Raw genomic sequence first — 26,669 nt, forward strand, 5'->3', positions numbered from 1 at the left:
ATTAGAGTCTCCTTCCTATATATTTATCTTTATTATATGAAATTTAATATACAAGAATATTTAACTTTATTTGTATAAATAAAAATTCCCAATGACAAGGAAATGGGGACACATATTAATGCATCAAGGGGGAAGTTTCATTTTTTTTAAAAAAAATTTTAAAGTATTTAAAAATTTAAATTATTTTCATCATTATAAGTCATAAATTTTTTATAAAGTATAAAATAATGTTATATAATATTACTTACAGATATATGTGTTGAACATAAAAAATATTATATATTGTACATCATAATTTTAATTAAAATCAATATTTTAAATTAAAATACTTTAGTAAACCTATTATAGGAATTAAAATGGAATATACAGTAAATAAAATTGTTTTTCCTAATAAAAATCCATTAGATTGTATAGTTTTACCTATATACGAAAAATATAAACTTTCTAAAATTGCAAAAAAAATAAATATAATATCTAATAATTATATATTAAATATATTAAAAGAAAATAATATAGAGGGAAAAATTAATCAAAATATTATTTTATATAGAATTCCTAATATTTTATGTAAAAGAATTTTTATTATTGGTTGTGGTATTAAAAATAAGATTAATAGAAATAAAAATAAACTAATTATTAATAATACTATTAATATATTAAAAAAATATTCTTTTAAAGAAGTTAATTGGTATCTTACAGATTTAAAAATTTATGATCTTAATTTATATTGGAATATAAGAGATACCATATATTTAATAGAACATAATATTTATTCATTTCATAAATTTAAGAAAAATAAATATTTTTTTAAAACAAAAATAAAATTTATTATTACTAATAATAATGATGATACATATCATGATGCTATAACACATGCTAAAATTATTAATTTAGGTATAAAAAAAGCTAAAGATTTAGCTAATTTACCTCCTAATATATGTACTCCTAAATATTTATCAAAAAAAGCTAAAGAATTAACAAAAAAATATCAAAATATTAATGTAAAAATAATTAATATTAAAAATATGAAAAAATTAGGTATGAATACTTACTTATCTGTAAGTAGGGGGGCTAAAAATAAACCTTTTATATCAATAATAAAATATAATAATAACTATAAATCTAAACCTATAATATTATTAGGTAAAGGTATTACTTTTGATTCAGGAGGATTATCTTTAAAACCAAGTAATAATATGGAAGAAATGAAATATGATATGTGTGGTGCAGCAGCAGTATATGGATCTTTACATATAATAGCTGAACTACAATTACCTGTAAACGTAATAGGTATTTTAGCTGGATGTGAAAATATGCCTGATGGTAATTCTTATAGACCTGGTGATATTATAAAAACATTATCTGGTATTAATGTAGAAATTACTAATACTGATGCAGAAGGACGTTTAATATTATGTGATATATTAACTTATATTGAAAAATATAATCCTAAATATGTAATTGATATTGCTACTTTAACAGGTGCTTGTGTTGTAGCATTAGGTACTAATATTAGTGGTTTAATGTCTAATAGTTCAAAACTATCTAATAAAATTATAAAAGCTTCATTAGAAGCAGATGATCGTGTTTGGAAATTACCTATTGATGATATTAATTATTTTAATCAATTAAAATCTAACTCTGCTGATTTAATTAATAGTAGCAATCATATTGCAGGTGCAATTACTGCTGCATGTTTCTTATCTAAATTTACTAAAAAATATAATTGGGTTCATATAGATATAGCTGGTACAGCATGGTATTACATAAATAATAAAGCTATGGCTTCAGGAAGACCAATTAATATGTTAATTCAATTTTTATTTAATGAAATTAAATAATCATAAATTATAATTATAGTATAAATTATCTTTATATAGGATATTTTTAAATATGGTAAAAAAATATAATCCTAAAATTTTTGAACAAAAAATTTACAATTATTGGGAAAAAAATAATTTTTTAAAAAACCAATTTGATGATTCTAAAGAATGTTTTTCTATTATGGTTCCACCACCTAATATTACAGGTTTTTTACATATAGGACATGCATTACAATATACATTAATTGATATATTAGTACGTTATAATAAAATGTTAGGAAAAAATATATTATGTCAGGTAGGATTAGATCATGCTGGTATTGCTACTCAAATTTTAATAGAAAAAAAAATTTTTAATGAAACTGGAAAAACAAAAAATCATTATAGTAAAAAATTTTTATTAGATAATATTTGGAAATGGAAGAATAAATATTCTAAAATTATTTTTCATCAAATGAAAAGTTTAGGTTTATCTACCGATTGGGATAAAACTAGATTTACAATGGATAATAAATTTATTAAATCTGTAAGAACAATTTTTATTACTTTATATAAAAAAAATTTAATTTATAAAAAAAAAAGGTTAATACATTGGGATTTAAAATTAAAAACTGTAATTTCAGATTTAGAGGTAGAACATAAAAAAATTCAAACAAAAATATGGTATATTAAATATTTTTTTACTGAAAAAATTATAACTTTAGATAAAAAAAATTATTTAACAGTAGCTACGACTAGACCTGAAACTTTATTAGCAGATATTGCTATAGCTGTAAATCCATTAGATAAAAGATATAATAATTTAATTGGTAAATTTGTTTTTGTTCCTATAATTAAAAGAAAAATACCTATTATTGCTGATAATTATGCTAAAATAACAAAAGGTACAGGATGTGTAAAAATTAGTCCTGCTCATGATTTTAATGATTATAAAATAGCAATTAAACATAAATTACCTTTAATTAATATTTTAGATTTAAATGGAAATATTTTAAAAACTTTTCAAATATTAAATAAAAATAAAAATTTTATCAATATTAATAGTAATATTCCTAAAAACTTACAAAAAATACATTTTCTTAAAGCAAGAAAAATTATAATTAATGAAATAATTAATACAGGATTATTAGATATATGTAAAACTAAATATACATTAATACCTTTTAGTATTAGAAGTAATACTATTACTGTTCCTATGCTAACAGATCAATGGTATTTAAAAACTAAAATGTTATCTCAAGATGCAATTAATGCAGTAAAAAAAAAAAAAATAGTATTTTTTCCTAAAAAATATAAAAATATGTTTTATTCTTGGATGAATAATATTCAAGATTGGTGTATATCTCGTCAATTAATATGGGGTCATAAAATACCAGTATGGTATGATATAAAAAATAATATTTATGTTGGAAATAATGAAAAAGAAATAAGAAAAAAATATAATTTAAGTCAAGATATATCTTTAAAACAAGATAATAATGTATTAGATACTTGGTTTTCTTCTAGTTTATGGACATTTATTACTTTAAATTGGCCTAATAATAAAAAATTTTTTTTATTTCATCCTACTAATGTTATTATTAGTGGTTTTGACATTATATTTTTCTGGATATCTAGAATGATTATGATGACAATGTATCTTGTTAAAGATAAAAATAATGTATCTCAAATTCCTTTTAAAAATATTTTTTTAACAGGATTAATTAGAGATAAAAAAGGTAATAAAATGTCAAAATCTAAAGGTAATATCATTAATCCTATACATTTTATTCAAGGTACTTCTGATATTAAATTAATAAAAAAAGATAAATGTTATTCTTTTTCTGATAAGAATAAAATATATGGAGCAGATGCTTTAAGATTTACATTAGCTGCATTATCATCTACAGGTCGTGATATTTATTGGGATATAACAAGATTAGAAGGTTATAGAAATTTTTGTAATAAGATTTGGAATGCAAGTATCTTTATTTTAAAAAATATAAAATATGAATTTATAACAATAAAAAAAAATTTATCTTTAATAGATAAATGGATTTGGGCTGAATATCATTTAATTATAGAAAATTATACAAAAGCATTAAATACATATCGTTTTGATAATGCATCTAATATTTTATATAATTTCGTATGGAATAAATTTTGTGATTGGTACTTAGAATATAGTAAAATAATTTTTAGAGAAAAAAATCAATTAAATTACACAGGTACACATTATACATTATATAATATTTTTGAATCTTTATTAAGATTGTCTCATCCAATAATTCCATTTATTACTGAAATTATATGGCAAAAAATTATAAAAAATAAAAAAAATAAAACAAGTATTATGATTCAATCTTTTCCAAAAATTAATAATGATATTTTTATAGAAGAAAATATTATTAATATTTTTAATACATTTGTTAATGTAATTACTATTATTCGTAATTATAGATTAGAAATGAATATTAAAAATAATATAAAAATTAATCTTTATATAAGAAATATAAATGATAAATTTTATCTTTTTTTAAAAAAAAATATAAGTATTTTAAAAAAATTTGTAAATCTTAATAAAATTTTTTTTATAGAAAAAGATACACATTTTCCTAAAAAAACATTAATTAATAATACAAAAAATATTGAGTTTGCTATTCCATTAAATAATCAAATAATTAATCAAAAAAAATTATTAAATAAAATAAATGAAGAAATAAATAATAATAAAAAAATTATGGATTATTTTAAAAAAAATATTCAAAATACATCTTTTTTATCTAAAGCACCAAAAAATATTATAAAAAAATATTTACAAAGATTTAAAAAAAGTAAACTTTTACATAAAGAATTATTACAAAAATTATTTTTAATTCAAAATTTATAATATATTAATTTTAATAAAATATTATAGATTATAAGGATTTATATTATGAATCAATTTTATAATAAAAATTTTTTAAAATTATCAAATTTTTCTAAAAAAGAAATTTATACATTAATTAAAATTGCAAAAAAATTAAAAAATGATAAAAATAATAATAAAGAAAAAAAATTATTAAAAGATAAAAATATTATTCTTATATTTGAAAAAAATTCTACTCGTACTAGATGTTCTTTTGAAATAGCTTGTTTTGATCAAGGAGCAAATGTTACTTTTTTAAATACAGAACACAGTCATATAAGACATAAAGAATCATTAAAAGATTCTACTAAAATTTTAAGTCAAATGTATAATGGCATAGGATATAGAGGACAATATCATAAAAATATTGAAATAATAGCTAAATACTCAAAAATTCCAGTATGGAATGGATTAACAAATGAATTTCATCCTACTCAAATCTTAGCTGATTTACTAACTATAAAAGAAAATATAAAAAATACTGATGTAGATCAAATAAAATTATCTTATATAGGGGATATTAATAATAATATTTCTTATAGTCTTATAGAATTATCAATGATAATTGGTTTTAAATTATATTTAATATCTCCACAAAAATTACAATCATATAATAATTTTTATATTAAAAATTTAATAAAAAAAATACAATACTATCCTAATATTCATATTACTTCTAATATAGAAGAAGGTATAAAAAATACAGATTTTATTTATACAGATATTTGGTTATCTATGGGTGAAAAAGATTCATTAAAATCATGGGAAAAAAAAATAAAAATTTTACATAATTATCAAGTTAATAAAAAACTTTTAGAAAAAAGTGAAAATAATAATATTAAAGTTATGCATTGTTTACCTTCATTACATTTATATAGTCATTATAAAAAATTATTTAATAATAAAATAATATCTAAATATAATTTATATAATGGATTAGAAATAACAGATGATATTTTTGAATCAGAACAAAGTATTATTTTTCAGCAAGCAGAAAACAAAATTCATACAATTAAAGCTATAATGATTACTTCTTTATTAAAAGAAATTTAAAATTAAATCAATTTAAATAGAATTAAATTTTTAAAAAAAATAGGCTTTTATGAAAAACATTATTCATACAACAAAAGCATCATTACCTATAGGATATTATGTACAGGGTATTTTATTAAATAAAATATTTTTTATTTCAGTTCAAATACCAATTAATCCATTTATTGGATTAATTACTTTAGGAATTAATAAACAAACATTTCAAGTTTTAGAAAATATTAGATATATTTTAAAAAAAAAATTTTTTATATCAAAAATATAGTGAAAACAACTATTTTTTTAAAAAATTTTTATAATTTTAGTAAAATGAATTTAATTTATCAAAAATATTTTTTAGAATATTGTAAAAATTATTCTACTAGGACTTGTTTAGAAGTATCTAAATTACCTAAAAATGTAAAAATTAAAATTGAAGCTTTTGCTATTAGAATATAATATATATTATGTAAGGTTTAATTAAAATGTTTTTATTTTTTAGATTATTATTTATATTATTTATTATAATGTTATTTCCAATAACAAAAAAATATATAAATAAAAAAAAAAATTATAATAATACTATCTTTTTTTATAATTGGACTGAATATGTTCCTCAAGAAATTTTAAACCAATTTACTAAAGAAACAGGAATTAAAATTATTTATTCTACATATGATTCTAATGAAAGTATGTATACTAAATTAAAAACACATAAAAAACAATCATATGATTTAGTAGTACCTTCAACATATTTTGTTTCTAAAATGAAAAATGAAGGTATGATACAAAAAATTAAAAAAAATAAAATACCTAATTTTAAAAATTTAGATCCTAAATTTTTAAATAAATCTTTTGATATTAATAATAAGTATTCCATTCCATACATGTGGGGAGCTACAGCTATAGGTGTAAATACAAATTTTATTGATTATAAACAAATTAATAGTTGGAATGATTTATGGAATCCAAAATATTATAAATCAATTTCTTTAATTGATGATGCTAAAGAAGTATTTCAAATGTCATTAATAAAATTAAAATTAATAAAAGATAATAATATTAATAATATTTATAAAGCTTTTATTGAATTAAAAAAATTAATGCCTAATGTTATTTCTTTTAACGCTGATAATCCTGGATATCCCTTTATTGAAGGATCTGTTAATATAGGAATGATTTGGAACGGATCTGCTTATATTATTCAAAAATTAGGTATACCATTAAAATTTATTTGGCCTAAAGAAGGTAGTATTTTTTGGATGGATAATTTTGTTATTCCTAGTAATGCTAAAAATGTACAAGGAGCTTTACAATTAATAAATTTTTTATTGAGACCTGATATTGCTGCAAAAATAGTTAAAAAAATAGGTTTTTCTACTCCAAATTTAGGAGCTAGAAAATTTTTACCATTAGAAATGGTAAATAATAATATATTATTTCCTAATAATAAAATTATTAACAATGGTATATGGCAAAATAATAATAATGATAATGTAAATAAACAATATGAAATATACTTTCAAAAATTAAAAAATTTGTAAAATTAAATGAATTAAAAATATTTCATATATATATATTTTATTTAACTAAGAATTATAAATTTTCTTGACATTTAAATAATAAATCATATATTATCTTATGTGTTATATCCTCTGTAGTTCAGTTGGTAGAACGGCGGACTGTTAATCCGTATGTCACTGGTTCGAATCCAGTCAGGGGAGTAAAATAATTTATTTTTATATCATAAAATATATTTTATATTAAATTAAATAATGTAATTGAATAATATTTTTTATTATAAGGTATATATATGATAATAAAATTAAATCAAATTTTAAAAAAAGAAATTATAATAAATGAACTTTTATCTATACAAGATGTAGTACGCTGGATAACAACTTGTTTTAGTAAATCAGATTTATGGTATGGACATGGTAGTGATAATCCTTGGGATGAGGCTGTAAATTTAGTTTTACCTATATTAGGATTACCTCCATATATGTGGAGTATGGTTTATAACTCTAAATTATCTATTAAAGAACGTAAAATTATTTTTGAATTAGTTATTAAACGAATAAAAGAAAGAATTCCTGTAGTTTATCTAACACATAAAATTTGGTTTTGTGGATATGAATTATATATTGATAATAGAGTTTTAATACCTAGATCTCCCATTTCTGAACTTATTAATAATAAATTTAAATCTATTATTCCTACTAATTATAATCCTAAATATATATTAGATTTATGTACTGGTAGTGGTTGTATTGCTATTGCATGTGCTTATTTATTTCCTAATTCTCATATAGATGCTGTAGATATATCTTTAGATGCTATTAATGTAGTTGAATATAATATTCAATTACATGGATTAGAAAATCGTGTTACTCCTATATGTAGTAATTTATTTGAAAAATTACCTAAATATACTTATGACCTAATTATTAGTAATCCTCCATATATAGATAAAAAAGATATAAGTTCTTTGCCAAAAGAATACTTATATGAACCTATAATAGGACTAGTTTCTAAAAATAATGGTATAGAAATTATTGAAAAAATAATATCTATGTACTCTTCTTTCTTAAGAAAGAATGGTATTTTAATTTGTGAAGTAGGAGATAAAATGGTTAATATTATAGAAAAATATCCTAATATATATTTTCAATGGTTAAATATAAAAAATGGGGGGGGAAATATATTTAAAATAGAAAATAAATAAAATAAAAAATTTTATAGGGGGAAACTTTTATGTCAGGTAATAGTATTGGTAAATTATTTAAAATTACAACTTTTGGTGAATCACATGGTAAATCGTTAGGATGTATAGTTGATGGAGTACCACCTAAAATTCCATTAACATTAGAAGATATACAAAAAGATTTAGATAGACGTAAGCCAGGTACATCAAAATATACTTCTCCACGTAGAGAATTAGATAAAATAGAAATTTTATCTGGTATATTTAATGGTTTTACAACAGGTACAAGTATTGGTTTATTAATAAATAATATTGATATTAGATCTCAGGATTATAAAAATATTAAAAATATTTTTCGTCCAGGTCATGCAGATTATACTTATGAAAAAAAATACGGTATTCGTGATTATAGAGGTGGTGGTCGTTCTTCAGCTAGAGAAACAACAATGCGTGTAGCAGCAGGAGCAATAGCTAAAAAATATTTAAATATAAAATATAATACTAAAATTAGAGGTTATTTATCTCAAATGGGAGATATTATTTGTGATTTTGATAATTGGGAAGAAACTAATAATAATCCTTTTTTTTGTCCAAATAAAAATCAAATTCCATTATTAAAAAATAAAATTAATTATTTAAAAAAACACGGTGATTCTATAGGAGCTAAAATTACTATTATTGTAAATAATATACCAAAGGGTTTAGGAGAACCAGTATTTGATAAATTAGATGCTGAATTAGCTTATGCATTAATGAGTATTAATGCAGTTAAAGGGATTGAAATAGGTGATGGATTTAATTGTATAAATAAATTAGGTAGTCATTATAGAGATGAAATAAGTATGGAAGGATTTAAAAGTAATAATTCTGGAGGTATTTTAGGAGGTATAAGTACAGGACAAGATATTATTATTAATTTTGTTGTAAAACCTACTTCAAGTATTTCTATACCATGTAAAACTATTAATTCTTTAGGGAAAGAAACAAATTGTATTACACAAGGACGACATGATCCTTGTGTAGGAATTAGAGCTATTCCAATAGGAGAAGCAATGGTAGCAATAATTTTAATGGATCATTTATTACGTTATCGTGCACAATGTTTTGATATTATACATAAATTATTATAATTCATCTATGTGATGAGATAAATAATCAGTAATTCCAGCATTATTTGGAATAATGCTTTTTTTACCTTTTTTCCATTGAGCTGGACATACGTTACCATATTTTTCATAATGATTTAAAGCATCAATCATACGAATTATTTCTGTTATATTTCTTCCAAATGGTAAATCATTTATTAATTGATGTCTTACTATTTTTTTTTTGTCTATTAAAAATAAAGCTCTTAATGCTATTCCTAATTCAGGATGTTCAATACCGTAGGATTTTTGAATATTTTTTTTAATGTCAGAAATCATTATAAAATTAATATTTCCTATTCCTCCATTTTTAATGGGAGTATTACGCCATGCGTAATGAACAAATTGTGAATCACATGATATACCTAAAATCTTTACATTTCTTTTATTAAAATCATTTAAATTTTTATTTAATGATATAATTTCTGTAGGACAAACAAATGTAAAATCTAAAGGCCAAAAAAATAATACAGTAATTTTATTATCTACATAATTATAAAAATTAAAATTATCAATAATAGATCCATTTTTTGAAACTGCAGGTGCATCAAAATCTGGAGCTTTTTTAGTTACTAAAATCATATTTACCTCAAAATGTTATTGTTTTATAAATTATTTATATAGTCTTTAATTATTATTTTATTTAATAAATAAAATAATTGTATAGAATAATAATTTTTAATTTATATTTTTTATTTTATATATAAAAATTTTTAATTTCTATATAAAACAAAAAATATAAAAAAAATATTATATAAAATATAAAAATACTAAAATTATATTTTTAAAAATTAATATTATTAAATATTTTATATTTTACAAGTAATACTATAAATTTTTTTAGTTTCCCATGTAAAAATAGTTAATTTATTACCCCAACAACATCCAGTATCTAAACATATAATATTTTTAGGAGTGTATTTTACACCTTGTAAATCTGACCAATGACCAAAAAATATTGTATATTTTTTATATAAAATATTAGAAAAATTAAACCATGGTTTTAATATAATTGAATTAATATCATTAGGAGCTTTTTTAGTTAACATTTCTAATGTTCCATTAGGATAACAATACCTCATTTTTGTAAATGCATTAATAATGAAACTAAAACGTTGAAAACCAATTAATGTATTTTTTTTCCAATCATTTATTTGATATTTTTCATTATCTATATAATCAAAAAAAAATTTATTTTTTTTTCCAGAAATAATATTCTGTGCTTCTTTAGAAGCAGATAATATAGTTTTAATATTTGTCCATTGAGGAGTAATACCAGCATGTGACATTAGAATTTTTTTATTTTTATCGTATTGTATTAAAGGTTGATATTTTAACCAAGAATTTATAATAAATTGGATTTTAATATCTTTTAATAATTTTAAAATTATTGGATCATTAATATTTTTATTAATAAAACCTAAAGATAATGATATTAAATATAAATCGTGATTTCCTAATACTAATTTTATAGATTTTCTAATAGAATATAAATAAAATAAAACTTTTTTAGAATCCGGACCTCTTGATATAAGATCTCCTGTAATCCATAATTGATCATTTTTATTATTAAAATGAATTTTCTTTAGTAAAGAAATAAATTCATTATAATAACCATGAATATCTCCAATAAAATAAGTAGTCATAATTTTTATAGATTCTTAGTTATATTAATGTATATAAGTTTTTATTGCTAATCTAAAAATAGGAATATCTACATGATAAACACAATTATTTTCATCAATCATTATATAGTGACCTTGTATTATACCAATAGGTGTTTCTAAAATAGTACCACTAGTATAATGAAAATTCTTACCTGGTTTAATATATGGTTTTTTACCAATAACTCCTTCTCCATATATTTGGGTTTTTTTACCATTACCATTAGTAATGGTCCAATAACGACTAATTAATTGTAAAATTTTTTTCCCTACATTATGTATAGTAATTGTATAAGCAAAAACATAACGATTAATTGTAGGCATAGATTGAGATTCTATATACATACTGTGTACTTTTATATAAACTTGAGATAATAATGATTTCATAAGTTTATAACCTTTTATTTATTTTTAACCAATGAGCTAATTGACAATATTCTGTTATTGAAACATCTTCAGCACGAATCTTATAATCAATACCTAAATTATTTAGTTCTTCTATAGAAAAAAAATTTACCAAACTATTACGTAGAATTTTTCTTCTCATACTAAATGCTTGTTTAATAATTTTATTTAAAAAATAAATATTATTTATATTATGAGGATTATTATTATAAGGTCTCATATAAATCATACTAGAAAAAATTTTCGGTTTAGGATAAAAATCATTGGGTTTTATTTCTAATAAAGTTTTTGTTTTACAAAATAATTGTACTATTATACTTAAACATCCATAATTTTTACTTCCAGGACAAGCAGTTAAACGATTTATAATTTCTTTTTGCATTATAAAATGCATATCTTTAATATTATTTAAATAATTAAATAAATAAAAAAGTATTCTTATAGAAATATTATAAGGTAAACTACCAAAGATTCGTATTCTTCTTTTATATTTTTTTACTAAGTTAAGAAAATTAAAATTTAGTATATTATTTAGTATAATATTAATATTAGAATTAATTAAAATTTGTTTTTTTTTTAAAATATTAACAAAATTTTTATCTATTTCAATAATAGAAATGTTTTTATTATATTTAGTCATAGGTATAGTTAATGCACCTAAACCTGGACCTATTTCCATCATAATATGATGATATTTAGGATGTATTAAAGATATAATTTTATTAATAGTTTTTTTATTTACTAAAATATGTTGTCCATATTTTTTTTTAAAAAATTTATTCATTTTATATATTATTCTATAATTTTTTTTCAATTAAATATTATTTCTTTATTTAATATAATAAATTAAAATATTAACTATAATTATTAATTTATATTTAATATATACGATTCATATATTTTACTCAATTTTTTAAAATAAAAAATTTTATCAAAAAATTATTATTATATTTAATATTTATATTCTATATATATAGAATATAAATTCTGCATATAATCTAATATTATAGATGAATTAACAAAAATTTTTTTTGCTATAAAACAAACAAAAATTTTTATAATAAAAAAAATAATTATTACAATAATTATTTCAAAAAAAATAAATAAAGATAATAACGAATTAAATTTTAAAAAAACATATAAAATACTAAGATTAGATAATAATACCAATTTTTTAACCATAAAAAGAGCTTATTATAAATTAGTTAGTAAATATCATCCAGATAAATTAATATCTAAAAAATATTCATTAAAATAGTTAGAACAAGCAAAAATTAATATTTAAAATATACATAAAGTATATAATTATACTAAAAAAATTTTTAAATAAATAATTTAATTTTATTTTTTTTCAATAATTACTATTGTACATGCATATTTTTTTTCATCAGAAAATGAAATATGAATTTTATATTTAAAATTCATATTTTTCAAAAAATTTAATGCGTGTTTATATAAAATTATTTTTGGTTTATTATTTTTAAAATTTAATATTTCTATTTGATTAAAACAAATACCATTTGTAAATCCAGTACCTAAAGCTTTTACTGTTGCTTCCTTAGCTGTAAAATATTTTGATAATATTTTAATTTTATTTTTACTTTTTTTATATATAAATAATTCATTTTTTGTTAATATTTTATAAGCAAAATAATTACCAAAATACATAAAAACTTTTTGTATTCTTTTAATTTCAATTATATCAATTCCAATACCAAAGATATTCATAATTTTAATTGTGATAATTTTATTAATTAATTATTTTATTTTTATCCATATATTTAATATTATTTTTTTATGAAAAAATTTTTCTATATTTTGTTCAGATCTTTTTTTAATTAATTTAATATTTTTAGAATTTTTACCTATTATTATTTTTTTATAATTTATTTTATTTACTAATAAAAAAATATATAATTTATTTAATAAATTTTTTGGGAAAACTACTTTAATTTTGATATTATATGGTATTTCTTTATGAAGAAATTTCATAATATTTTCTCTTATTATTTCTTTAATAATAGTTTTATCTGTTTGATTTGTAATATAACTTGAAGAATAAAAATGTTTTTGTTTAGGTAAATGTTTACATATAAAAGAACAAATATCATTTGTATATAATTTATATTTAGCTGAAATGATAAATAAGTGAAAAATTTTTATTTTCTTTTGAATAAAATTAATATATGATAATAATATATTTTTATTTTTTATTTGATCAACTTTATTAATAATTAATATTATTGGTATATTAATTTTTGAAAAAATTTTTGTAAAATTTTCTTCTATATAATTCCATCTATTTTTGTCTAAAATAAATAATATATAATTATATTCATAATTTTTAAATAAATTAAAAATTTTATTTTTATAAAAAATATTTCCTGGAGTATCTATAAATGATATTTGATAAATATCATTATTATATACTCCTATAATATTATTATTTGTTGTATTTTTTTTATGAGAAATAATAGATATCTTTTTATTTATTAAAAGATTTAATAAAGTCGATTTACCTACATTAGTTCTTCCTAATATTAAAATATTTCCATAATATGATGATGTAATTTTCACATAAATAACCTTTTTTAAAAAATTAATAAAATTATTTTTTTTCTAATCCAAGTTTTTTTAATGCTTTTTCAGCAGCTGATTGTTCTGCTTTTCTTCTACTTGATCCAATACCTGTAATAATCGTAGATATTCCACTAATTTTACATTGTATTGTAAATTTTTGATTATGTACTTCTCCATTTATTTGTACAATAAAATAATATGGTAATGGAAGATGTGATCTTTGTAAATATTCTTGTAATCTTGTTTTAGGATCTTTTTGATTATTACCAGGTAAAATTGTTTCTAATCTAAATTTGTACCAAAATAAAATAATTTTTTCTACAACTTTAATATTACTATCTAAACATATACTACCTATTAATGCTTCCATTGTATCAGCTAAAATAGAATCTCTATTATATCCTCCATTTTTATATTCTCCCGGTCCTAAAAATAAATATTCTCCTAATTTAAATTCTCTTGCAATACTCGCTAAAGTATTTCCTTTTACTAAAGAAGCACGCATTCGACTCATATTACCTTCATTTACATCAGGAAATTTATTATATAATGCTTTAGCTATTATATAGCTTAATATAGAATCACCTAAAAATTCTAATCTTTCATTATGCTTACTACTTGCACTTCTATGTGTTAAAGCTTGATATAATAAATCTTGATGATTAAAAATATAACCTAATTTTTTTTGTAATTTATTAATCATGATAAAATTTATTTAATTGTATTTTTATTGCAAATTAGATAAAATTTTTTTTAAAAATTAATTTATTTTACATATTCGATTAAATTTTATTTTATAAAAAAATAAATATTTTGTTTTTTTAATATTTAACCAAATAACAATAGCTTTTCCTAATAAATATTTTTCATGAACAAAACCCCAATATCTACTATCAAAACTATTATCACGATTATCACCCATAACAAAATAATATTTTGGGGGTATAATCCAAGTATATAAAGGCATATATTTTTGTTGATATATTTTTTCATTTATTTCATTATTTACTTCAGGTATAAATAAAATTATATGTGATAATTTATTTATATACTCTGTATATTGTAAATATCTTATATTTTTTAAATCATAAAATTTTATATATTTTTTTTTAAAAAATAAATATTTTTTTTGATTGATATTTTTAGATATTAAAAAATATTTACTTTTTTTTAATTTTTTATATGTAAAAATGTTTTTTTTAAAAAAATTTTTTTTATATAGTACAATTTGTTTATTTTTAATATTATAAAAAATTATATCTCCTGGTAATCCAATAATTCTTTTAATATACTTTATTTTAGTATTCTTTGGATATTTAAAAACAACTATATCACCTCTATGAGGTGATTTATATTTTATAAAAAGTTTATTATTAAAAGGATTTTTAATACCATAAATAAATTTATTTACTATGATAAAATCACCTATATTTAATGTAGGAATCATAGATTCAGAAGGTATATAAAAAGATTCAAATATAAATAAACGAATAGTTAAAATTAATAATATAGTAGGAATAAAAGAAACTATTTGATTTATCAAAAATTGTATTTTTTTCATAAATTATTATTTGATTATAAATATTATATTTTTTATAAAAAATATATTTTTTTCTATAAAACATTTAATTTATTTTAAATATTTTATTAAAAATTATTTTGTTATTTTTAACATATCTAAAAAAATAGAAGATGGTAATTTAATATTACCAATATTTTTCATACGTTTTTTACCTTCTTTTTGTTTTTGAATTAATTTTTTTTTTCTACTAACATCTCCTCCATAACATTTTGCAATAACATTTTTTCTTAATTGTTTTATATTTGTACTAGAAATAATTTTTTTACCTATAGCAGCTTGTATTGTAATATTAAATTGTTGTCTAGGAATTAAAATTTTAAGTTTTTCTATTAAAATACGACTATAAGAATATATTTTACTTTTATAAGTAATTGTTGTTAAAGCATCAATACATTTTTTATTAATTAATATAGTTATACAAACTAAGTCAGCTGTCTTAAATTTTAAAAAATTATAATCTAATGAACCATAACCTTTTGTAATAGATTTTAATTTATCAAAAAAATTTATAATAATGCCAATCATTGGTATTTCATATATTAAAATAACATTATTTTTATGATATATAATATTTTTTTGTATTCCATTTTTACTAATACATAATTTAATTATTTTACCTATATATTTTATAGGAGAAAAAATTTTACATTTTAAAATAGGTTCTCTTATTTCTTTAATAAAATTAAAATTTGGAAATTTTGATGGATTATCTATATATAAAATTTTATTATCTTTAGTTTTTATTTCATATTTTACAGTAGGCATAGTTGTAATAATATTAATATTATATTCATTTAATAATCTCTGTTGTACAATTTCCATATGTAGTAAACCTAAAAAACCACATCTATATCCATATCCTAAAACTTCTGAATTTTCTGGTTCTAAAAATAAAGAAGAATCATTTAAACTTAATTTTTTTAGTGCTTTATTAAATAAAGTATATTCATCTGAAACTACTGGAAATAAACCTGCAAAAACTTTAGGTATACTTTTTTTAAATCCAATTAGTATTTTATTAGATGGTTTTATATATGATGTAATTGTTGCACCTACTGGTATTTCGGTAATATTTTTTATTCCTAATACAATCCAACCAACATCACCACATTTTAATTTATCTAAATTTTTTTTTTTAGGTGTGAAAATACCTATTTTTTCTATATAATATTTTTTTTTTGTATTTAAAATAATAATTCTCATACCTTTTATTATTTGTCCATTTTTTACACATACTAATGCTATAACTCCTAAATAATTATCAAACCAAGAATCTATAATAAGTGCTTGTAATTTTTTTTTAATACTTCCTGTAGGATAGGGTATATATTTAACTATATTTTCTATAATTTTTTTTACACCTAATCCTGTTTTTGCTGAACATTGAAGAAAATTTTTAGAATTAATACCAGTAATTTCTTGTATATCATGTTTAATTTTTTCTATATTAATATTAAATAAATCTATTTTATTAATAACGGGTAATACTTTCAATCCCATCGTTATTGCTGTATTACAATTTGATACTGTTTGAGCTTCTATACCTTGAGAAGCATCTATTAATAATAAAGCACCTTCGCATGCTGATAAAGATCTAGAAACTTCATAAGAAAAATCTACATGTCCAGGAGTATCAATAAAATTTAATTTATAAATATTATTATTTATTGATTTATATTTTAAAGAAACACTCTGGGCTTTTATAGTAATTCCTCTTTCTCTTTCTAAAATCATACTATCTAAAACTTGTGATGTCATTTCTCTACTAGAGAGTCCTCCACAAATTTCTATTAATCTATCTGCAAATGTTGATTTACCATGATCAATATGAGCAATAATTGAAAAATTTCGTATATTTTTCATAATATAATTATTTTATAACCTATTTTATAAAAATAAATTTTTATTTATATTTTAATGCCTCTTTGTTTAAGTAATATATTACAATTTAATTTTCTACCACTAAATTTTTTAAATGAAATTATAGGATCTATAGAACTACCTAAAGATAAAAAGTTTTCTAAAAAATTTTTACCTATTTTTTTATTAAATAATCCATTTTTTTTAAAATGATAAAAAAAAGCTGCTGCTAATTGTTCTGACCATAAATAACTATAATAACCCGCAGCATATTCTCCTCCAAATATATGATTAAAAATATTTATATATTTATTCCAAATAGGAATAGGAGAAATTGTAACAATATGCTTTCTTATCTCTTTAATTAAATTTAATATTTGATTATTATTATTTAAAGAAAATTCATTATGAATTCTTATATCAAATAAACTTAATTCTATTTGTCTCATAAGTGATAATGCAGAATTATATTTTTTAGATTTAATTAATTGATCCATTATATCTCTTGGCATTTCTATTAATTTTTTATAATGTTGAGATATTAATTTTAAAGATTTTTTTTCCCAACACCAATATTCCATAAATTGACTAGGACATTCTACAATGTCTAATGGCAAACCATTTATACCAGATAAGTTCGGTATATTAATACAAGAAGTAATGTGATGTAAAGCATGACCAAATTCATGAAATAGTGTTAATACATCATTATGATTTAAAAGAAAATTACTTTTATCTAAAGATAGGGGGGTAAAATTACAGTTAACAAATGCTATAGGATATTGTAATTTTCCATTAGATTTTAAAATTCTAGATTGACATATATCCATCCATGCACCACTACGTTTTTCTTTACGAAAATATAAATCAAAATATATACTTCCATATAATTTTTTATTATTAAAAACATTAAAAAACATTACACTTTTATGCCAAACTGGAACTTTTTCTAATTTAAATGATAAACCATATATAATATTAATAATTTTAAACATACCTTTTAATACAACATTAATAGGAAAATATTTACGAATAGTATTATCATTTATTCCGTATAAATAAAATTTATATTTTTCTGAAAAATATGATACATCCCATGGATTAATATCTATAATATTATATTTTTTTTTAATAAAATTTTTTAAATTTGAAGCTTCTTCTAATGCTTGTTCTTTAGATAATTTAAGTAATGTATATAAAAAAGATAAAACTTTATCTACTTTTTTAGCTGATTTATTTATTAAAGATTGTTCAGAATAAGATTTATATCCTAATAAATTAGATAATTTTAAACGTAAATATAATTCTTTTTGTACAATTAATTCATTATTAAATGATGATTCATCATCTAATGATGATGCTCTTATATTATATTTATAATATATTTCTTTTCTTAAATTTTGATTTTTACAAAACATTATTATTGATAAATAAATAGGATAATCTAAACTTATTAGATATCCTTTTTTATTTTCTAATAACGCATTATTTTTCATATATTTTATTATATAATTTGGAATACCATCCAATTTTTTTTTATCTAAAATATATTTTTTAAATCTTTTGGTACTATCAAAAACATTATTATTGAAATTATTTTGTAATTCTAATAATTTTTCTATATTTTGTAAATATAAAATTTTTTGTTCTTTTTTTAATAAAATTCCTGATAATTTAAAATCACGTATAATATTTTTTACAGATTTAATTTGTAGTAAATTTAATTTTAAATTATTTTGGTTTTTTTGGACATAAATATATGCTTTATATAAAATTAAATTTTGTTTAAACCATAAATTATAATTATTTATCATTTTTATAATTATTTCATAATTTTTTCTAGTATTTTTATGATTATTTACGTAATTTAAATGACTAATAGGAGCAAAAATACGATATAAATTTTCTTCTAATTCTAGAATTTTTTGACAAAAATTTTCCCAATTATAATTATTGTTATTATATTTTAGTATGTTATTTATTGTTTTTTTAATATTATTAATTGTAAATTTAATTGCAGGAATCATACAATCATAAGTAATTTTATTAAATGGAGGTAATAAATAATTAGATAAAAGAGGATTCTTATTCATAAAAAATTTCCAATTTATATAAAAATATATAATATAAGATATATATAAAATATATGATAACTTTTTTTAAAAAAAATTCTATTTGTTATAAAATATATAATGCTCATATATTAATTTTAGAATTAAAAATTACTATTTTGTCTATTTATTTCAAACAGAAAAATACCAGTAGCAACAGAAACATTTAAAGAATTTAAATTATTAAACATGGGTATAGAAATTAATATATCACAATTATTTTTTATAATAGATTTAATTCCCTTATTTTCTGATCCCATAATTAAACATATTGGATATTGTAATTTACAATTATAAATTGTATTATTTATTAATTTATTATCAGTACCAATAATATAAACATTAAGAGATTTTAAAAATTTAATAATATTAACTAAATTAGTTACAAAAATTATAGGAATAATATCTGATGTACCACAAGAAACTTTCTTTACTGTAGCATTTATTTTAACAGAATTTTTTTTTGGTAAAATAATCATATTAACATTAAAAGCAACAGCAGTTCTAATACAAGCTCCTAAATTATGAGGATCTGTAATACGATCTAATATTAGAATTAGATTTTTTTTAGAAAAATTAATCATATTTTTTATATCTTTTTCTTTGAAATGTTTTAATTTATTGATTATAGCCATACATCCTTGATGTACACTATTATTTGTTTTTTGATCCAGCCATTTTTTATTTACGTAATATACATATACATTATATTTTTTTATATATAAAAATAATTCTTTTATTCTATCGGATTTTTTTTTATTTTTTAAAATAAAAATTTTTTTTAAAATGACAGGATTTTTTTTAAATATATGAATTATAGGATATATACCAAAAATAATATTTTCCATTATATTTAAATATACTTATAAAAATTAATTTTACTTATTATAAAGTATATTTTTTAAAAACATAAAAAAATTATTTAATTTTTTTAAATATAAATTTTATAATAAAATCATATGCTTTATTAATATAATTACTATCAAATAAATATATATTTTTCCAATAACGTAACCAAGTTAGTTGTTTTTTGGCTAAATGTCTAGTTAAAATAGTAGTTTTGTTTACCATTTCTTCATAAGTTATTTTATTTAAAATATAAAAAAACATTTGTTTATATCCGATACAACGTATTGCAGGAAAATTAAGTTTTAAAAATTTATTTTTTATTAAATAATATACTTCTTTTTCAAAACCTAATTCTAGCATTTTTAAAATTCGATTTTTTATTTCATGATATAAAATCTGACGATCATAATAGGTTAAACCAAATTGATATATCTGATAGGGAATTTTATTTCTAGGAGTTTCTTGTAATTGACTTAAAGTTTTACCTGTTAAAAAAAAAATTTCTAAAGCTCTAATAATTCTTTGTATATCATTACAATGAATTCTATTTGCAGATAGAATATCTATTTTTTTTAACATATCATGATATGATAAAAAGTATTTATTTTTTATTTTATTTTTAATAATATTACGTATATCAATATTTGGTGGAGGTAATAAAGGAGATATTGTATGAATTAAAATTTTATAATAAAACATACTCCCTCCAACTAAAAAAGGTATCTTTCCTCTTTCAGTAATATTTTTCATAATATTTAAAACATCGTTATAAAATTCAGCTACAGAATATGTTTGGTAAGGTTCTTTAATATTAATTAACCAATGTTTTGTATAAAAAAAATCAGTTTTTTTAGGTTTATCTGTTCCGATATTTAATTTTTTATAAATTAATGAAGAATCTACACTAATTAATTCTATAGGTAATACTTTAGCTAAACGAGAAGCTAAGTAAGTTTTTTTTGAAGCTGTTGTACCCATTAAAAAAATAGCTAAGGGTAATTTATTATGTTTAATATTCATATTATTTATTATATTTTTATTAAATAAAATAATTTTTCTATTTTAATATTATTATTATTTAAATTTAATAATTCTATTTCCATTAATAAATCTATAATTTTATAATTATTCCATATAATATCTATATCATTAATACAATTAACCAATAATTTTATAATTTTTTTTATAGATATAATTTTTATACATAATATATTTTTTAATATATTTAAAAATATTTGTTTTATGTTAAAATGTGATAAGAAAATAGGTATACATACAATATTTATTGTATTTTTATTATTTAATAAATAATTAAAACCTAATTGTAAAAAGAATATTTTTATTTTATATAAATAAAAATATTCTTTTTCTGTCACATTTATTTTAATGTTTAGTTTAAAACTATTAATTATATTTTTACTTTGTAAAAGTAATTGAAATTTTTCTTTTAAAAAGAAAGAAAATATTTTTTTAATTTTAATATAATATAAATCATGATTTTTTTTTATAATAATATAATTATTTTTTATGATTGTAAGAAGTTTACCAAAATTTTTAAAACAAAATTTAGGTTTATTATCTAAATAATAAATGTTGTTTTTTTGAAAATTATTTATTAAAGTATTTTCTATTCTAGAAATATTAAGATGATTTTTTATGTTATTTTGTTCTAAAATCAGAACTTTTGGATTTTTTTTGGTTATTTGATAATTCTTTTTATATAAAACTTTATTAATACAAGTATTAATAAAATTATATATTAATTCTATATTATAGAAATGAACATCATTTTTTTTAGGGTGTATATTTACATCAATTTGATTAGATTTTATTTCTAAATATAATAAAAAAGAAAAAATACAATGATTAAATTTATTATAAATTATTTCTTTAATAGTACGATATAAAAAATTATTTTTAATAATACGGTTATTTACATAAAAATATTTAAAAATATTATATGATATATTTTTTTTATTCAAAATAATTATTCTTCCATATAATTTTAATTTTTGATTGTTTTCATTAATTTCTAATGAATTTTTTACAAAATAATCACCACAAATAATTTTAATTCGATTAATATAAGAAAAATTATCCGTTACTTTTTTAAAATTATAAATAATTTTATTATTATATTGAAATTTTATTCCTATACCTATTTTCATTAAAATAATTTTTTGAATAATATTTTTAATATAAATTAATTCTATTTTATCATCTAATAAACATAATCTTCTAGAAGGTAAGTTATAAAAAATATCAGATATAATAACAGTAGTACCAGTAGGATGAGAAATAGGATTTAAAGTAATTATTTTTTCATTAAAACCTTCTGTATATAATTTCCATGCAAATCTTTGTTTTGATGTTTTAGATATAATAGTCATCCTAGATATAGATTTTATACTAGTTAAAGCTTCTCCTCTAAAACCAAAACTATTTAAAAAATTAAAATCATTTAAATTAAAAATTTTACTTGTAGCATATTTTTTTATACATAAAACTAAATTTTTTTTATTCATACCTATACCATTATCGTTTATATGAATAAATTTACCTCCCTTTTCTATATATAAATTTATTTGTGATGCTTTTGCATCAATACTATTTTCAATTAATTCTTTAATAATAGTTGCCGGCCTATCTATTATTTCACCTGCAGCTATTTTTTTAATTACATTTTTTGGTAAAATTTTAATAAACATTTTTATTCTTAAAAAGAATATTTTATAAATATTAATATAATATATAATAATTATATTATTGAGCGGGAAACGAGATTCGAACTCGCGACCCCAACCATGGCAAGGTTGTACTCTACCAACTGAGCTATTCCCGCTAAAATTAAACAATATATATAACAAAATATAATTTATCATATTAAATTTATATTTTATTTGTCAATATATTTTTAATATTATTATTTATTAAATAAATATTTTTTATAAAATTTTAATTCATTTATAGATTCATTAATATCATGTAATGCATTATGTGTATTTTTTTTTTGAATTTTTTTATAAAGATTAGGATACCATATTTTAGCAAGTTCTTTTATTGAACTAACATCAATATTTCTATAATGAAAATATTTTTCTAAATTAGGCATATAATTAAATAAAAAAATTCTATCTTTATAAACACTATTACCACATAGTGGTGATTTATTAGGTTTAACTAATAATTTTAAAAAATTTAAAATATACATTTGTGCTTTTTTTATATTAAATTTACTATTTTTTATTCTTTTAATTAATCCAGTTTTTTCATGAATATTTTTATTCCAAATATTCATTAATTTTAAAATATTATCAGGTTGATATATGGGAATACTAAAACCATTATTAACAATTTCTAAATTAGAATTAGTAATAACAATAGCAATTTCAATTATATGATCTTTATAAGGATTAAGACCTGTCATTTCTAAATCTAACCATATTAAATTACTATTTATCTTCATTAATAAAATCCTTAATTAATTACTTTTAATTAAAAGTAAAATTTTATATATTTAAAATATAAAATTTTTATATTAAAAGATTTCTTTATAAAATGAAAAAAAAAATATATTTATTATATATACAACGTTTTTTACCTAAATTTTTTTTTACAAAAATTTGCGGATATTTATCTAAAAAAAAGTTAAATATTATAACTACTTTCTTAATATTTATTTTTATTAAAATTTATAAAATAAATATGAAAGAAACAAAATATCCTAATATTTTTTACTATAAAACTTTTCATAAATTTTTTATTAGAAAATTAAATATGTCTAATAGACCTATTGATAATAATAAAAATCATATTATTCATAATTCAGATGGTATAATTAATGGAATTGGTAATATAAAAAAAAATAAAATTTTTCAATTTAAAGGTTGCAAGTTTTCTTTATATAATCTTATAGGACAAGATTATAATCTAAATAATATTTTCGATAATGGAAAATTTATTAATGTATATTTATCTCCTAAAAATTATCATAGAATACATATGTCTTATACTGGAATATTATTAAAAATAGTATATATTCCTGGAACATTATTTCCAGTTAATAATATAATTTCACATAATTTATGTAATTTATTTACTTTAAATGAAAGAGTTGTATTTTTATTTAAAACACAATTTGGCTTAATGATTAAAATATTAATTGGTGCTCAAATAGTTGGTAGTATTTATTCTTCATGGTACGGCCCGATTATACCTCCTAGAAAAAATAAAATTATTATTTGGAATTGGCCATATATTAATAATTTTTATAAAAAAGATTCTGTTTTTTTAAAAAAAGGAGAAGAAATAGGTTATTTTAGTATAGGATCTACTGTTATTACATTATTCCCCCCTAAAATAATAAAATTTAATCCTATTTTAAAAATAGGTAAAACTGTAAAAGTTGGAGAATTATTAGCATCATTTTAAAATATAAAATTTCTTATCATTAAGATTTATTAATAGAAAAATTTAAAGATTTATGAATAGATTTTTTTTTTAATAAAAACATAATAAATCTATCTAAACCTATAGCCATTCCTGAACAATCAGGTATATTACCATATTTTATTGCTTTTAAAAAAAGATAATCTATTTTTTTAGAAGATAAACCCATTAATTTTCTGTTATTATTATCTTGATGAAATCTTTTTTTTTGTTCTATAAAATTATTTAATTCATGAAATCCATTACCTAATTCTACTCCTTTAAAAAAAATTTCAAATCTATTTGCAAGATATGTTTTTTTATTTATTGTTTCTGTAGTTTTTTGTGTAGCTGGAAAATGATATATTATAACTGGTTTTTTATAACCCAATTTAGGAACAATATATAAATTAAATAATATTTGTACATAATCATCAATTATTTTAGAATTAAAGTTTTTATAATTTTGATATATAAAACCAATATCTTTTATTAAAGATAAAATTTTTTTATATTTTGTTTTAAAAGGATTAATTTTAAGATATTTTAAAAAAATATTTTTATATGAATATTTTTTAGGTTTTTTAAAACCAAATGTCATAAAAAATTTATTTACTTCTAACATTAATTGTGATAGATTGTAATCTTTATGATACCATTCTAACATAGTAAATTCAGGATTATGATATTTACCTAATTCTTCATTACGAAAACTATGACATATTTGATAAATAGATTTATTAATATTTGATGCTAAAATTCTTTTCATGTGATATTCTGGACTGGTAATTAAAAATAATTTTTTTATTTTTCCATAATTAATAAAATTAGTATTAAATTGTTTTAAATAAGGACTAGTATTTTCAAATTGTGTTAGTGTAGGTGTATCTACTTCAATAAAATTTCTTTTATCAAAAAATTTTCTTATTTTTTTTATAATAAAAGAACGTTTAATAATATCATTTATTTTAGTATTAGTTTTCCAATTAAATTTTTTCATTTTATGATGTATTATTTGTAACGAGAAACATATTTTTTAGTTCTAGTATTAATTTTAATTATATCACCCTTTTTAATAAAAGATGGAACTTTTATAATTTCTCCATTACTTATAATAGCGTGTTTATTATTATGAATTATTGTATTTTTTTTTAATAAAGAATCTGTATTAATTACTTTTAATTTAATAAATTTAGGTAATGTTAAAAATATTGGTAATGTATTCCAAAATGTAATTTTGTAATTAAATTGTGGAATTAACCACTTTTTTTTATTTTTAATTATTTTATCATTAATGATAACTTGTTCAAAATTTTCTGTATACATAAAATAATAAAAATTATTTTTTTCATTATATAGATACTTTAATGTTTTTTCTAAAATATCAGCAGTATTTAAATTATCAGTTGATTTAAAAGTTTTATCAATTAATTTTTCTGTAATTAAATTACGCATTTTAATTCTAACAAAAGCTTGTCCTTTACCTGGTTTTACAAATTCGTTATTTTCTATAATATAAGGTTGATTATTAAATATAAATTTCATACCAATTTTAAAGTTATTACTAGAATAATTTATCATTTTTTTTCTTTTTTTAAAATA

Annotated in this window: 27 protein-coding genes and 2 tRNA genes; 11 read left to right on the top strand and 18 right to left on the bottom strand. The window is 18.3% G+C overall.

Annotation, left to right across the window (positions count from 1 at the left end; genetic code table 11):
* Positions 1-356 precede the first annotated feature (356 nt).
* The 9 genes from GJT93_RS00735 to aroC all read left to right on the top strand — a co-directional run bounded on the left by GJT93_RS00735 (position 357) and on the right by aroC (position 9,573).
* On the top strand, positions 357-1,841 hold the full coding sequence (locus GJT93_RS00735; RefSeq protein WP_168821716.1) for a leucyl aminopeptidase: 1,485 nt from the start codon (positions 357-359) through the stop codon (positions 1,839-1,841).
* Between the two features lie 52 nt (positions 1,842-1,893).
* Entirely contained in the window at positions 1,894-4,692 is a 2,799-nt protein-coding gene (locus GJT93_RS00740) for a valine--tRNA ligase (protein WP_168821717.1), read from the top strand.
* A 45-nt stretch (positions 4,693-4,737) separates the two neighbouring features.
* A complete protein-coding gene (gene argF, locus GJT93_RS00745; protein ID WP_168821718.1) occupies positions 4,738-5,763 on the top strand; it encodes an ornithine carbamoyltransferase in 1,026 nt (341 codons plus the stop codon).
* Between the two features lie 49 nt (positions 5,764-5,812).
* Positions 5,813-6,025, top strand: a complete 213-nt coding sequence (locus GJT93_RS00750; RefSeq protein WP_168821719.1) for a Rid family hydrolase — start codon at positions 5,813-5,815, stop codon at positions 6,023-6,025.
* The gene (locus GJT93_RS00755; RefSeq protein ID WP_168821720.1) at positions 6,025-6,198 is read left to right on the top strand and encodes a Rid family hydrolase; all 174 of its coding nucleotides are present in this window, start codon (positions 6,025-6,027) and stop codon (positions 6,196-6,198) included. Before GJT93_RS00750 ends, GJT93_RS00755 begins: the two co-directional genes overlap by 1 nt.
* Before the next feature lie 68 nt (positions 6,199-6,266).
* Positions 6,267-7,283, top strand: coding sequence for an extracellular solute-binding protein (locus GJT93_RS00760; protein WP_168821721.1), 1,017 nt, complete (start codon positions 6,267-6,269; stop codon positions 7,281-7,283).
* A gap of 107 nt (positions 7,284-7,390) precedes the next feature.
* Positions 7,391-7,463: transfer RNA gene (locus GJT93_RS00765), tRNA-Asn, on the top strand.
* An 89-nt stretch (positions 7,464-7,552) separates the two neighbouring features.
* A complete protein-coding gene (prmB, locus tag GJT93_RS00770) occupies positions 7,553-8,464 on the top strand; it encodes a 50S ribosomal protein L3 N(5)-glutamine methyltransferase (protein ID WP_168821722.1) in 912 nt (303 codons plus the stop codon).
* A 29-nt stretch (positions 8,465-8,493) separates the two neighbouring features.
* Positions 8,494-9,573: a chorismate synthase gene (gene aroC, locus GJT93_RS00775; protein WP_168821723.1), complete on the top strand. Its 1,080-nt coding sequence runs from the start codon at positions 8,494-8,496 to the stop codon at positions 9,571-9,573.
* On the opposite strand, the gene GJT93_RS00780 is transcribed toward aroC, so the two are convergent.
* The 5 genes from GJT93_RS00780 to GJT93_RS02275 all read right to left on the bottom strand — a co-directional run bounded on the left by GJT93_RS00780 (position 9,568) and on the right by GJT93_RS02275 (position 12,839).
* Positions 9,568-10,170 carry a peroxiredoxin gene (locus GJT93_RS00780; RefSeq protein WP_168821724.1) on the bottom strand — a complete coding sequence of 201 codons (603 nt, stop codon included), beginning with the start codon at positions 10,168-10,170 and terminating at the stop codon, positions 9,568-9,570. The genes aroC and GJT93_RS00780 overlap by 6 nt on opposite strands.
* 227 nt (positions 10,171-10,397) lie before the next feature.
* Positions 10,398-11,234, bottom strand: coding sequence for a symmetrical bis(5'-nucleosyl)-tetraphosphatase (locus GJT93_RS00785; RefSeq protein ID WP_168821725.1), 837 nt, complete (start codon positions 11,232-11,234; stop codon positions 10,398-10,400).
* A gap of 24 nt (positions 11,235-11,258) precedes the next feature.
* The gene (gene apaG, locus GJT93_RS00790) at positions 11,259-11,639 is read right to left on the bottom strand and encodes a Co2+/Mg2+ efflux protein ApaG (protein WP_168821726.1); all 381 of its coding nucleotides are present in this window, start codon (positions 11,637-11,639) and stop codon (positions 11,259-11,261) included.
* 4 nt (positions 11,640-11,643) lie between these two features.
* A complete protein-coding gene (gene rsmA / locus GJT93_RS00795) occupies positions 11,644-12,441 on the bottom strand; it encodes a 16S rRNA (adenine(1518)-N(6)/adenine(1519)-N(6))-dimethyltransferase RsmA (protein ID WP_168821727.1) in 798 nt (265 codons plus the stop codon).
* Between the two features lie 167 nt (positions 12,442-12,608).
* Positions 12,609-12,839, bottom strand: coding sequence for a hypothetical protein (locus tag GJT93_RS02275; protein ID WP_246212464.1), 231 nt, complete (start codon positions 12,837-12,839; stop codon positions 12,609-12,611).
* On the opposite strand from GJT93_RS02275, the gene GJT93_RS02280 reads away from it, so the two are divergent.
* Positions 12,838-12,915 (top strand): hypothetical protein, encoded by a 78-nt coding sequence (locus GJT93_RS02280; RefSeq protein WP_246212475.1) that lies wholly within the window; start codon positions 12,838-12,840, stop codon positions 12,913-12,915. The two genes, GJT93_RS02275 and GJT93_RS02280, sit on opposite strands and share 2 nt — an antisense overlap.
* A gap of 83 nt (positions 12,916-12,998) precedes the next feature.
* On the opposite strand, the gene acpS is transcribed toward GJT93_RS02280, so the two are convergent.
* The 11 genes from acpS to orn all read right to left on the bottom strand — a co-directional run bounded on the left by acpS (position 12,999) and on the right by orn (position 24,105).
* Entirely contained in the window at positions 12,999-13,385 is a 387-nt protein-coding gene (gene acpS, locus GJT93_RS00805) for a holo-ACP synthase (protein ID WP_168821728.1), read from the bottom strand.
* Between the two features lie 30 nt (positions 13,386-13,415).
* Entirely contained in the window at positions 13,416-14,234 is an 819-nt protein-coding gene (gene era / locus GJT93_RS00810; RefSeq protein ID WP_168821729.1) for a GTPase Era, read from the bottom strand.
* Positions 14,235-14,265: 31 nt separating this feature from the next.
* The gene (gene rnc, locus GJT93_RS00815; protein WP_168821979.1) at positions 14,266-14,952 is read right to left on the bottom strand and encodes a ribonuclease III; all 687 of its coding nucleotides are present in this window, start codon (positions 14,950-14,952) and stop codon (positions 14,266-14,268) included.
* Positions 14,953-14,997: 45 nt separating this feature from the next.
* On the bottom strand, positions 14,998-15,798 hold the full coding sequence (gene lepB / locus GJT93_RS00820; protein ID WP_168821730.1) for a signal peptidase I: 801 nt from the start codon (positions 15,796-15,798) through the stop codon (positions 14,998-15,000).
* Positions 15,799-15,891: 93 nt separating this feature from the next.
* Positions 15,892-17,682 carry a translation elongation factor 4 gene (gene lepA, locus GJT93_RS00825; protein ID WP_168821731.1) on the bottom strand — a complete coding sequence of 597 codons (1,791 nt, stop codon included), beginning with the start codon at positions 17,680-17,682 and terminating at the stop codon, positions 15,892-15,894.
* 44 nt (positions 17,683-17,726) lie between these two features.
* Positions 17,727-19,772, bottom strand: coding sequence for a M3 family metallopeptidase (locus tag GJT93_RS00830; RefSeq protein WP_168821732.1), 2,046 nt, complete (start codon positions 19,770-19,772; stop codon positions 17,727-17,729).
* Between the two features lie 122 nt (positions 19,773-19,894).
* Entirely contained in the window at positions 19,895-20,638 is a 744-nt protein-coding gene (gene rlmB, locus GJT93_RS00835; protein ID WP_168821733.1) for a 23S rRNA (guanosine(2251)-2'-O)-methyltransferase RlmB, read from the bottom strand.
* Positions 20,639-20,708: 70 nt separating this feature from the next.
* On the bottom strand, positions 20,709-21,659 hold the full coding sequence (gene miaA, locus GJT93_RS00840; protein ID WP_168821734.1) for a tRNA (adenosine(37)-N6)-dimethylallyltransferase MiaA: 951 nt from the start codon (positions 21,657-21,659) through the stop codon (positions 20,709-20,711).
* Positions 21,660-21,667: 8 nt separating this feature from the next.
* A complete protein-coding gene (gene mutL / locus GJT93_RS00845) occupies positions 21,668-23,347 on the bottom strand; it encodes a DNA mismatch repair endonuclease MutL (protein ID WP_168821735.1) in 1,680 nt (559 codons plus the stop codon).
* Positions 23,348-23,408: 61 nt separating this feature from the next.
* A tRNA-Gly gene (locus GJT93_RS00850) sits at positions 23,409-23,481 on the bottom strand.
* An 81-nt stretch (positions 23,482-23,562) separates the two neighbouring features.
* The gene (orn, locus tag GJT93_RS00855) at positions 23,563-24,105 is read right to left on the bottom strand and encodes an oligoribonuclease (RefSeq protein ID WP_168821736.1); all 543 of its coding nucleotides are present in this window, start codon (positions 24,103-24,105) and stop codon (positions 23,563-23,565) included.
* 92 nt (positions 24,106-24,197) lie between these two features.
* Here orn and asd point away from each other — a divergent pair, with 92 nt between their 5' ends.
* Positions 24,198-25,070, top strand: a complete 873-nt coding sequence (gene asd / locus GJT93_RS00860) for an archaetidylserine decarboxylase (RefSeq protein WP_168821737.1) — start codon at positions 24,198-24,200, stop codon at positions 25,068-25,070.
* Between the two features lie 19 nt (positions 25,071-25,089).
* Here the strand turns inward: asd and epmA are convergent, their stop codons facing one another.
* Together epmA and efp are read right to left on the bottom strand one after the other, a co-directional pair.
* On the bottom strand, positions 25,090-26,067 hold the full coding sequence (gene epmA, locus GJT93_RS00865; RefSeq protein ID WP_168821738.1) for an elongation factor P--(R)-beta-lysine ligase: 978 nt from the start codon (positions 26,065-26,067) through the stop codon (positions 25,090-25,092).
* Positions 26,068-26,078: 11 nt separating this feature from the next.
* A complete protein-coding gene (efp, locus tag GJT93_RS00870; protein ID WP_168821739.1) occupies positions 26,079-26,648 on the bottom strand; it encodes an elongation factor P in 570 nt (189 codons plus the stop codon).
* Positions 26,649-26,669 lie beyond the last annotated feature (21 nt).

The organism is Enterobacteriaceae endosymbiont of Donacia provostii, assembly GCF_012570145.1.
In the GTDB taxonomy this organism is placed as follows: Bacteria; Pseudomonadota; Gammaproteobacteria; order Enterobacterales; family Enterobacteriaceae.

What these genes read in the sequence shown, in the direction of transcription:
- lepA (WP_168821731.1), bottom strand. Translation starts at nt 17,682, where the DNA reads ATGAAAAATATACGAAATTTTTCAATTATTGCTCATATTGATCATGGT.
- GJT93_RS00785 (WP_168821725.1), bottom strand. Translation starts at nt 11,234, where the DNA reads ATGACTACTTATTTTATTGGAGATATTCATGGTTATTATAATGAATTT.
- argF (WP_168821718.1), top strand. Translation starts at nt 4,738, where the DNA reads ATGAATCAATTTTATAATAAAAATTTTTTAAAATTATCAAATTTTTCT.
- GJT93_RS00830 (WP_168821732.1), bottom strand. Translation starts at nt 19,772, where the DNA reads ATGAATAAGAATCCTCTTTTATCTAATTATTTATTACCTCCATTTAAT.
- prmB (WP_168821722.1), top strand. Translation starts at nt 7,553, where the DNA reads ATGATAATAAAATTAAATCAAATTTTAAAAAAAGAAATTATAATAAAT.
- rlmB (WP_168821733.1), bottom strand. Translation starts at nt 20,638, where the DNA reads ATGGAAAATATTATTTTTGGTATATATCCTATAATTCATATATTTAAA.
- miaA (WP_168821734.1), bottom strand. Translation starts at nt 21,659, where the DNA reads ATGAATATTAAACATAATAAATTACCCTTAGCTATTTTTTTAATGGGT.
- GJT93_RS00780 (WP_168821724.1), bottom strand. Translation starts at nt 10,170, where the DNA reads ATGATTTTAGTAACTAAAAAAGCTCCAGATTTTGATGCACCTGCAGTT.
- lepB (WP_168821730.1), bottom strand. Translation starts at nt 15,798, where the DNA reads ATGAAAAAAATACAATTTTTGATAAATCAAATAGTTTCTTTTATTCCT.
- efp (WP_168821739.1), bottom strand. Translation starts at nt 26,648, where the DNA reads ATGATAAATTATTCTAGTAATAACTTTAAAATTGGTATGAAATTTATA.
- acpS (WP_168821728.1), bottom strand. Translation starts at nt 13,385, where the DNA reads ATGAATATCTTTGGTATTGGAATTGATATAATTGAAATTAAAAGAATA.
- GJT93_RS02275 (WP_246212464.1), bottom strand. Translation starts at nt 12,839, where the DNA reads ATGGTTAAAAAATTGGTATTATTATCTAATCTTAGTATTTTATATGTT.
- apaG (WP_168821726.1), bottom strand. Translation starts at nt 11,639, where the DNA reads ATGAAATCATTATTATCTCAAGTTTATATAAAAGTACACAGTATGTAT.
- epmA (WP_168821738.1), bottom strand. Translation starts at nt 26,067, where the DNA reads ATGAAAAAATTTAATTGGAAAACTAATACTAAAATAAATGATATTATT.
- orn (WP_168821736.1), bottom strand. Translation starts at nt 24,105, where the DNA reads ATGAAGATAAATAGTAATTTAATATGGTTAGATTTAGAAATGACAGGT.
- GJT93_RS00760 (WP_168821721.1), top strand. Translation starts at nt 6,267, where the DNA reads ATGTTATTTCCAATAACAAAAAAATATATAAATAAAAAAAAAAATTAT.
- GJT93_RS00740 (WP_168821717.1), top strand. Translation starts at nt 1,894, where the DNA reads ATGGTAAAAAAATATAATCCTAAAATTTTTGAACAAAAAATTTACAAT.
- GJT93_RS00750 (WP_168821719.1), top strand. Translation starts at nt 5,813, where the DNA reads ATGAAAAACATTATTCATACAACAAAAGCATCATTACCTATAGGATAT.
- rsmA (WP_168821727.1), bottom strand. Translation starts at nt 12,441, where the DNA reads ATGAATAAATTTTTTAAAAAAAAATATGGACAACATATTTTAGTAAAT.
- aroC (WP_168821723.1), top strand. Translation starts at nt 8,494, where the DNA reads ATGTCAGGTAATAGTATTGGTAAATTATTTAAAATTACAACTTTTGGT.
- GJT93_RS00735 (WP_168821716.1), top strand. Translation starts at nt 357, where the DNA reads ATGGAATATACAGTAAATAAAATTGTTTTTCCTAATAAAAATCCATTA.
- mutL (WP_168821735.1), bottom strand. Translation starts at nt 23,347, where the DNA reads ATGTTTATTAAAATTTTACCAAAAAATGTAATTAAAAAAATAGCTGCA.
- asd (WP_168821737.1), top strand. Translation starts at nt 24,198, where the DNA reads ATGAAAAAAAAAATATATTTATTATATATACAACGTTTTTTACCTAAA.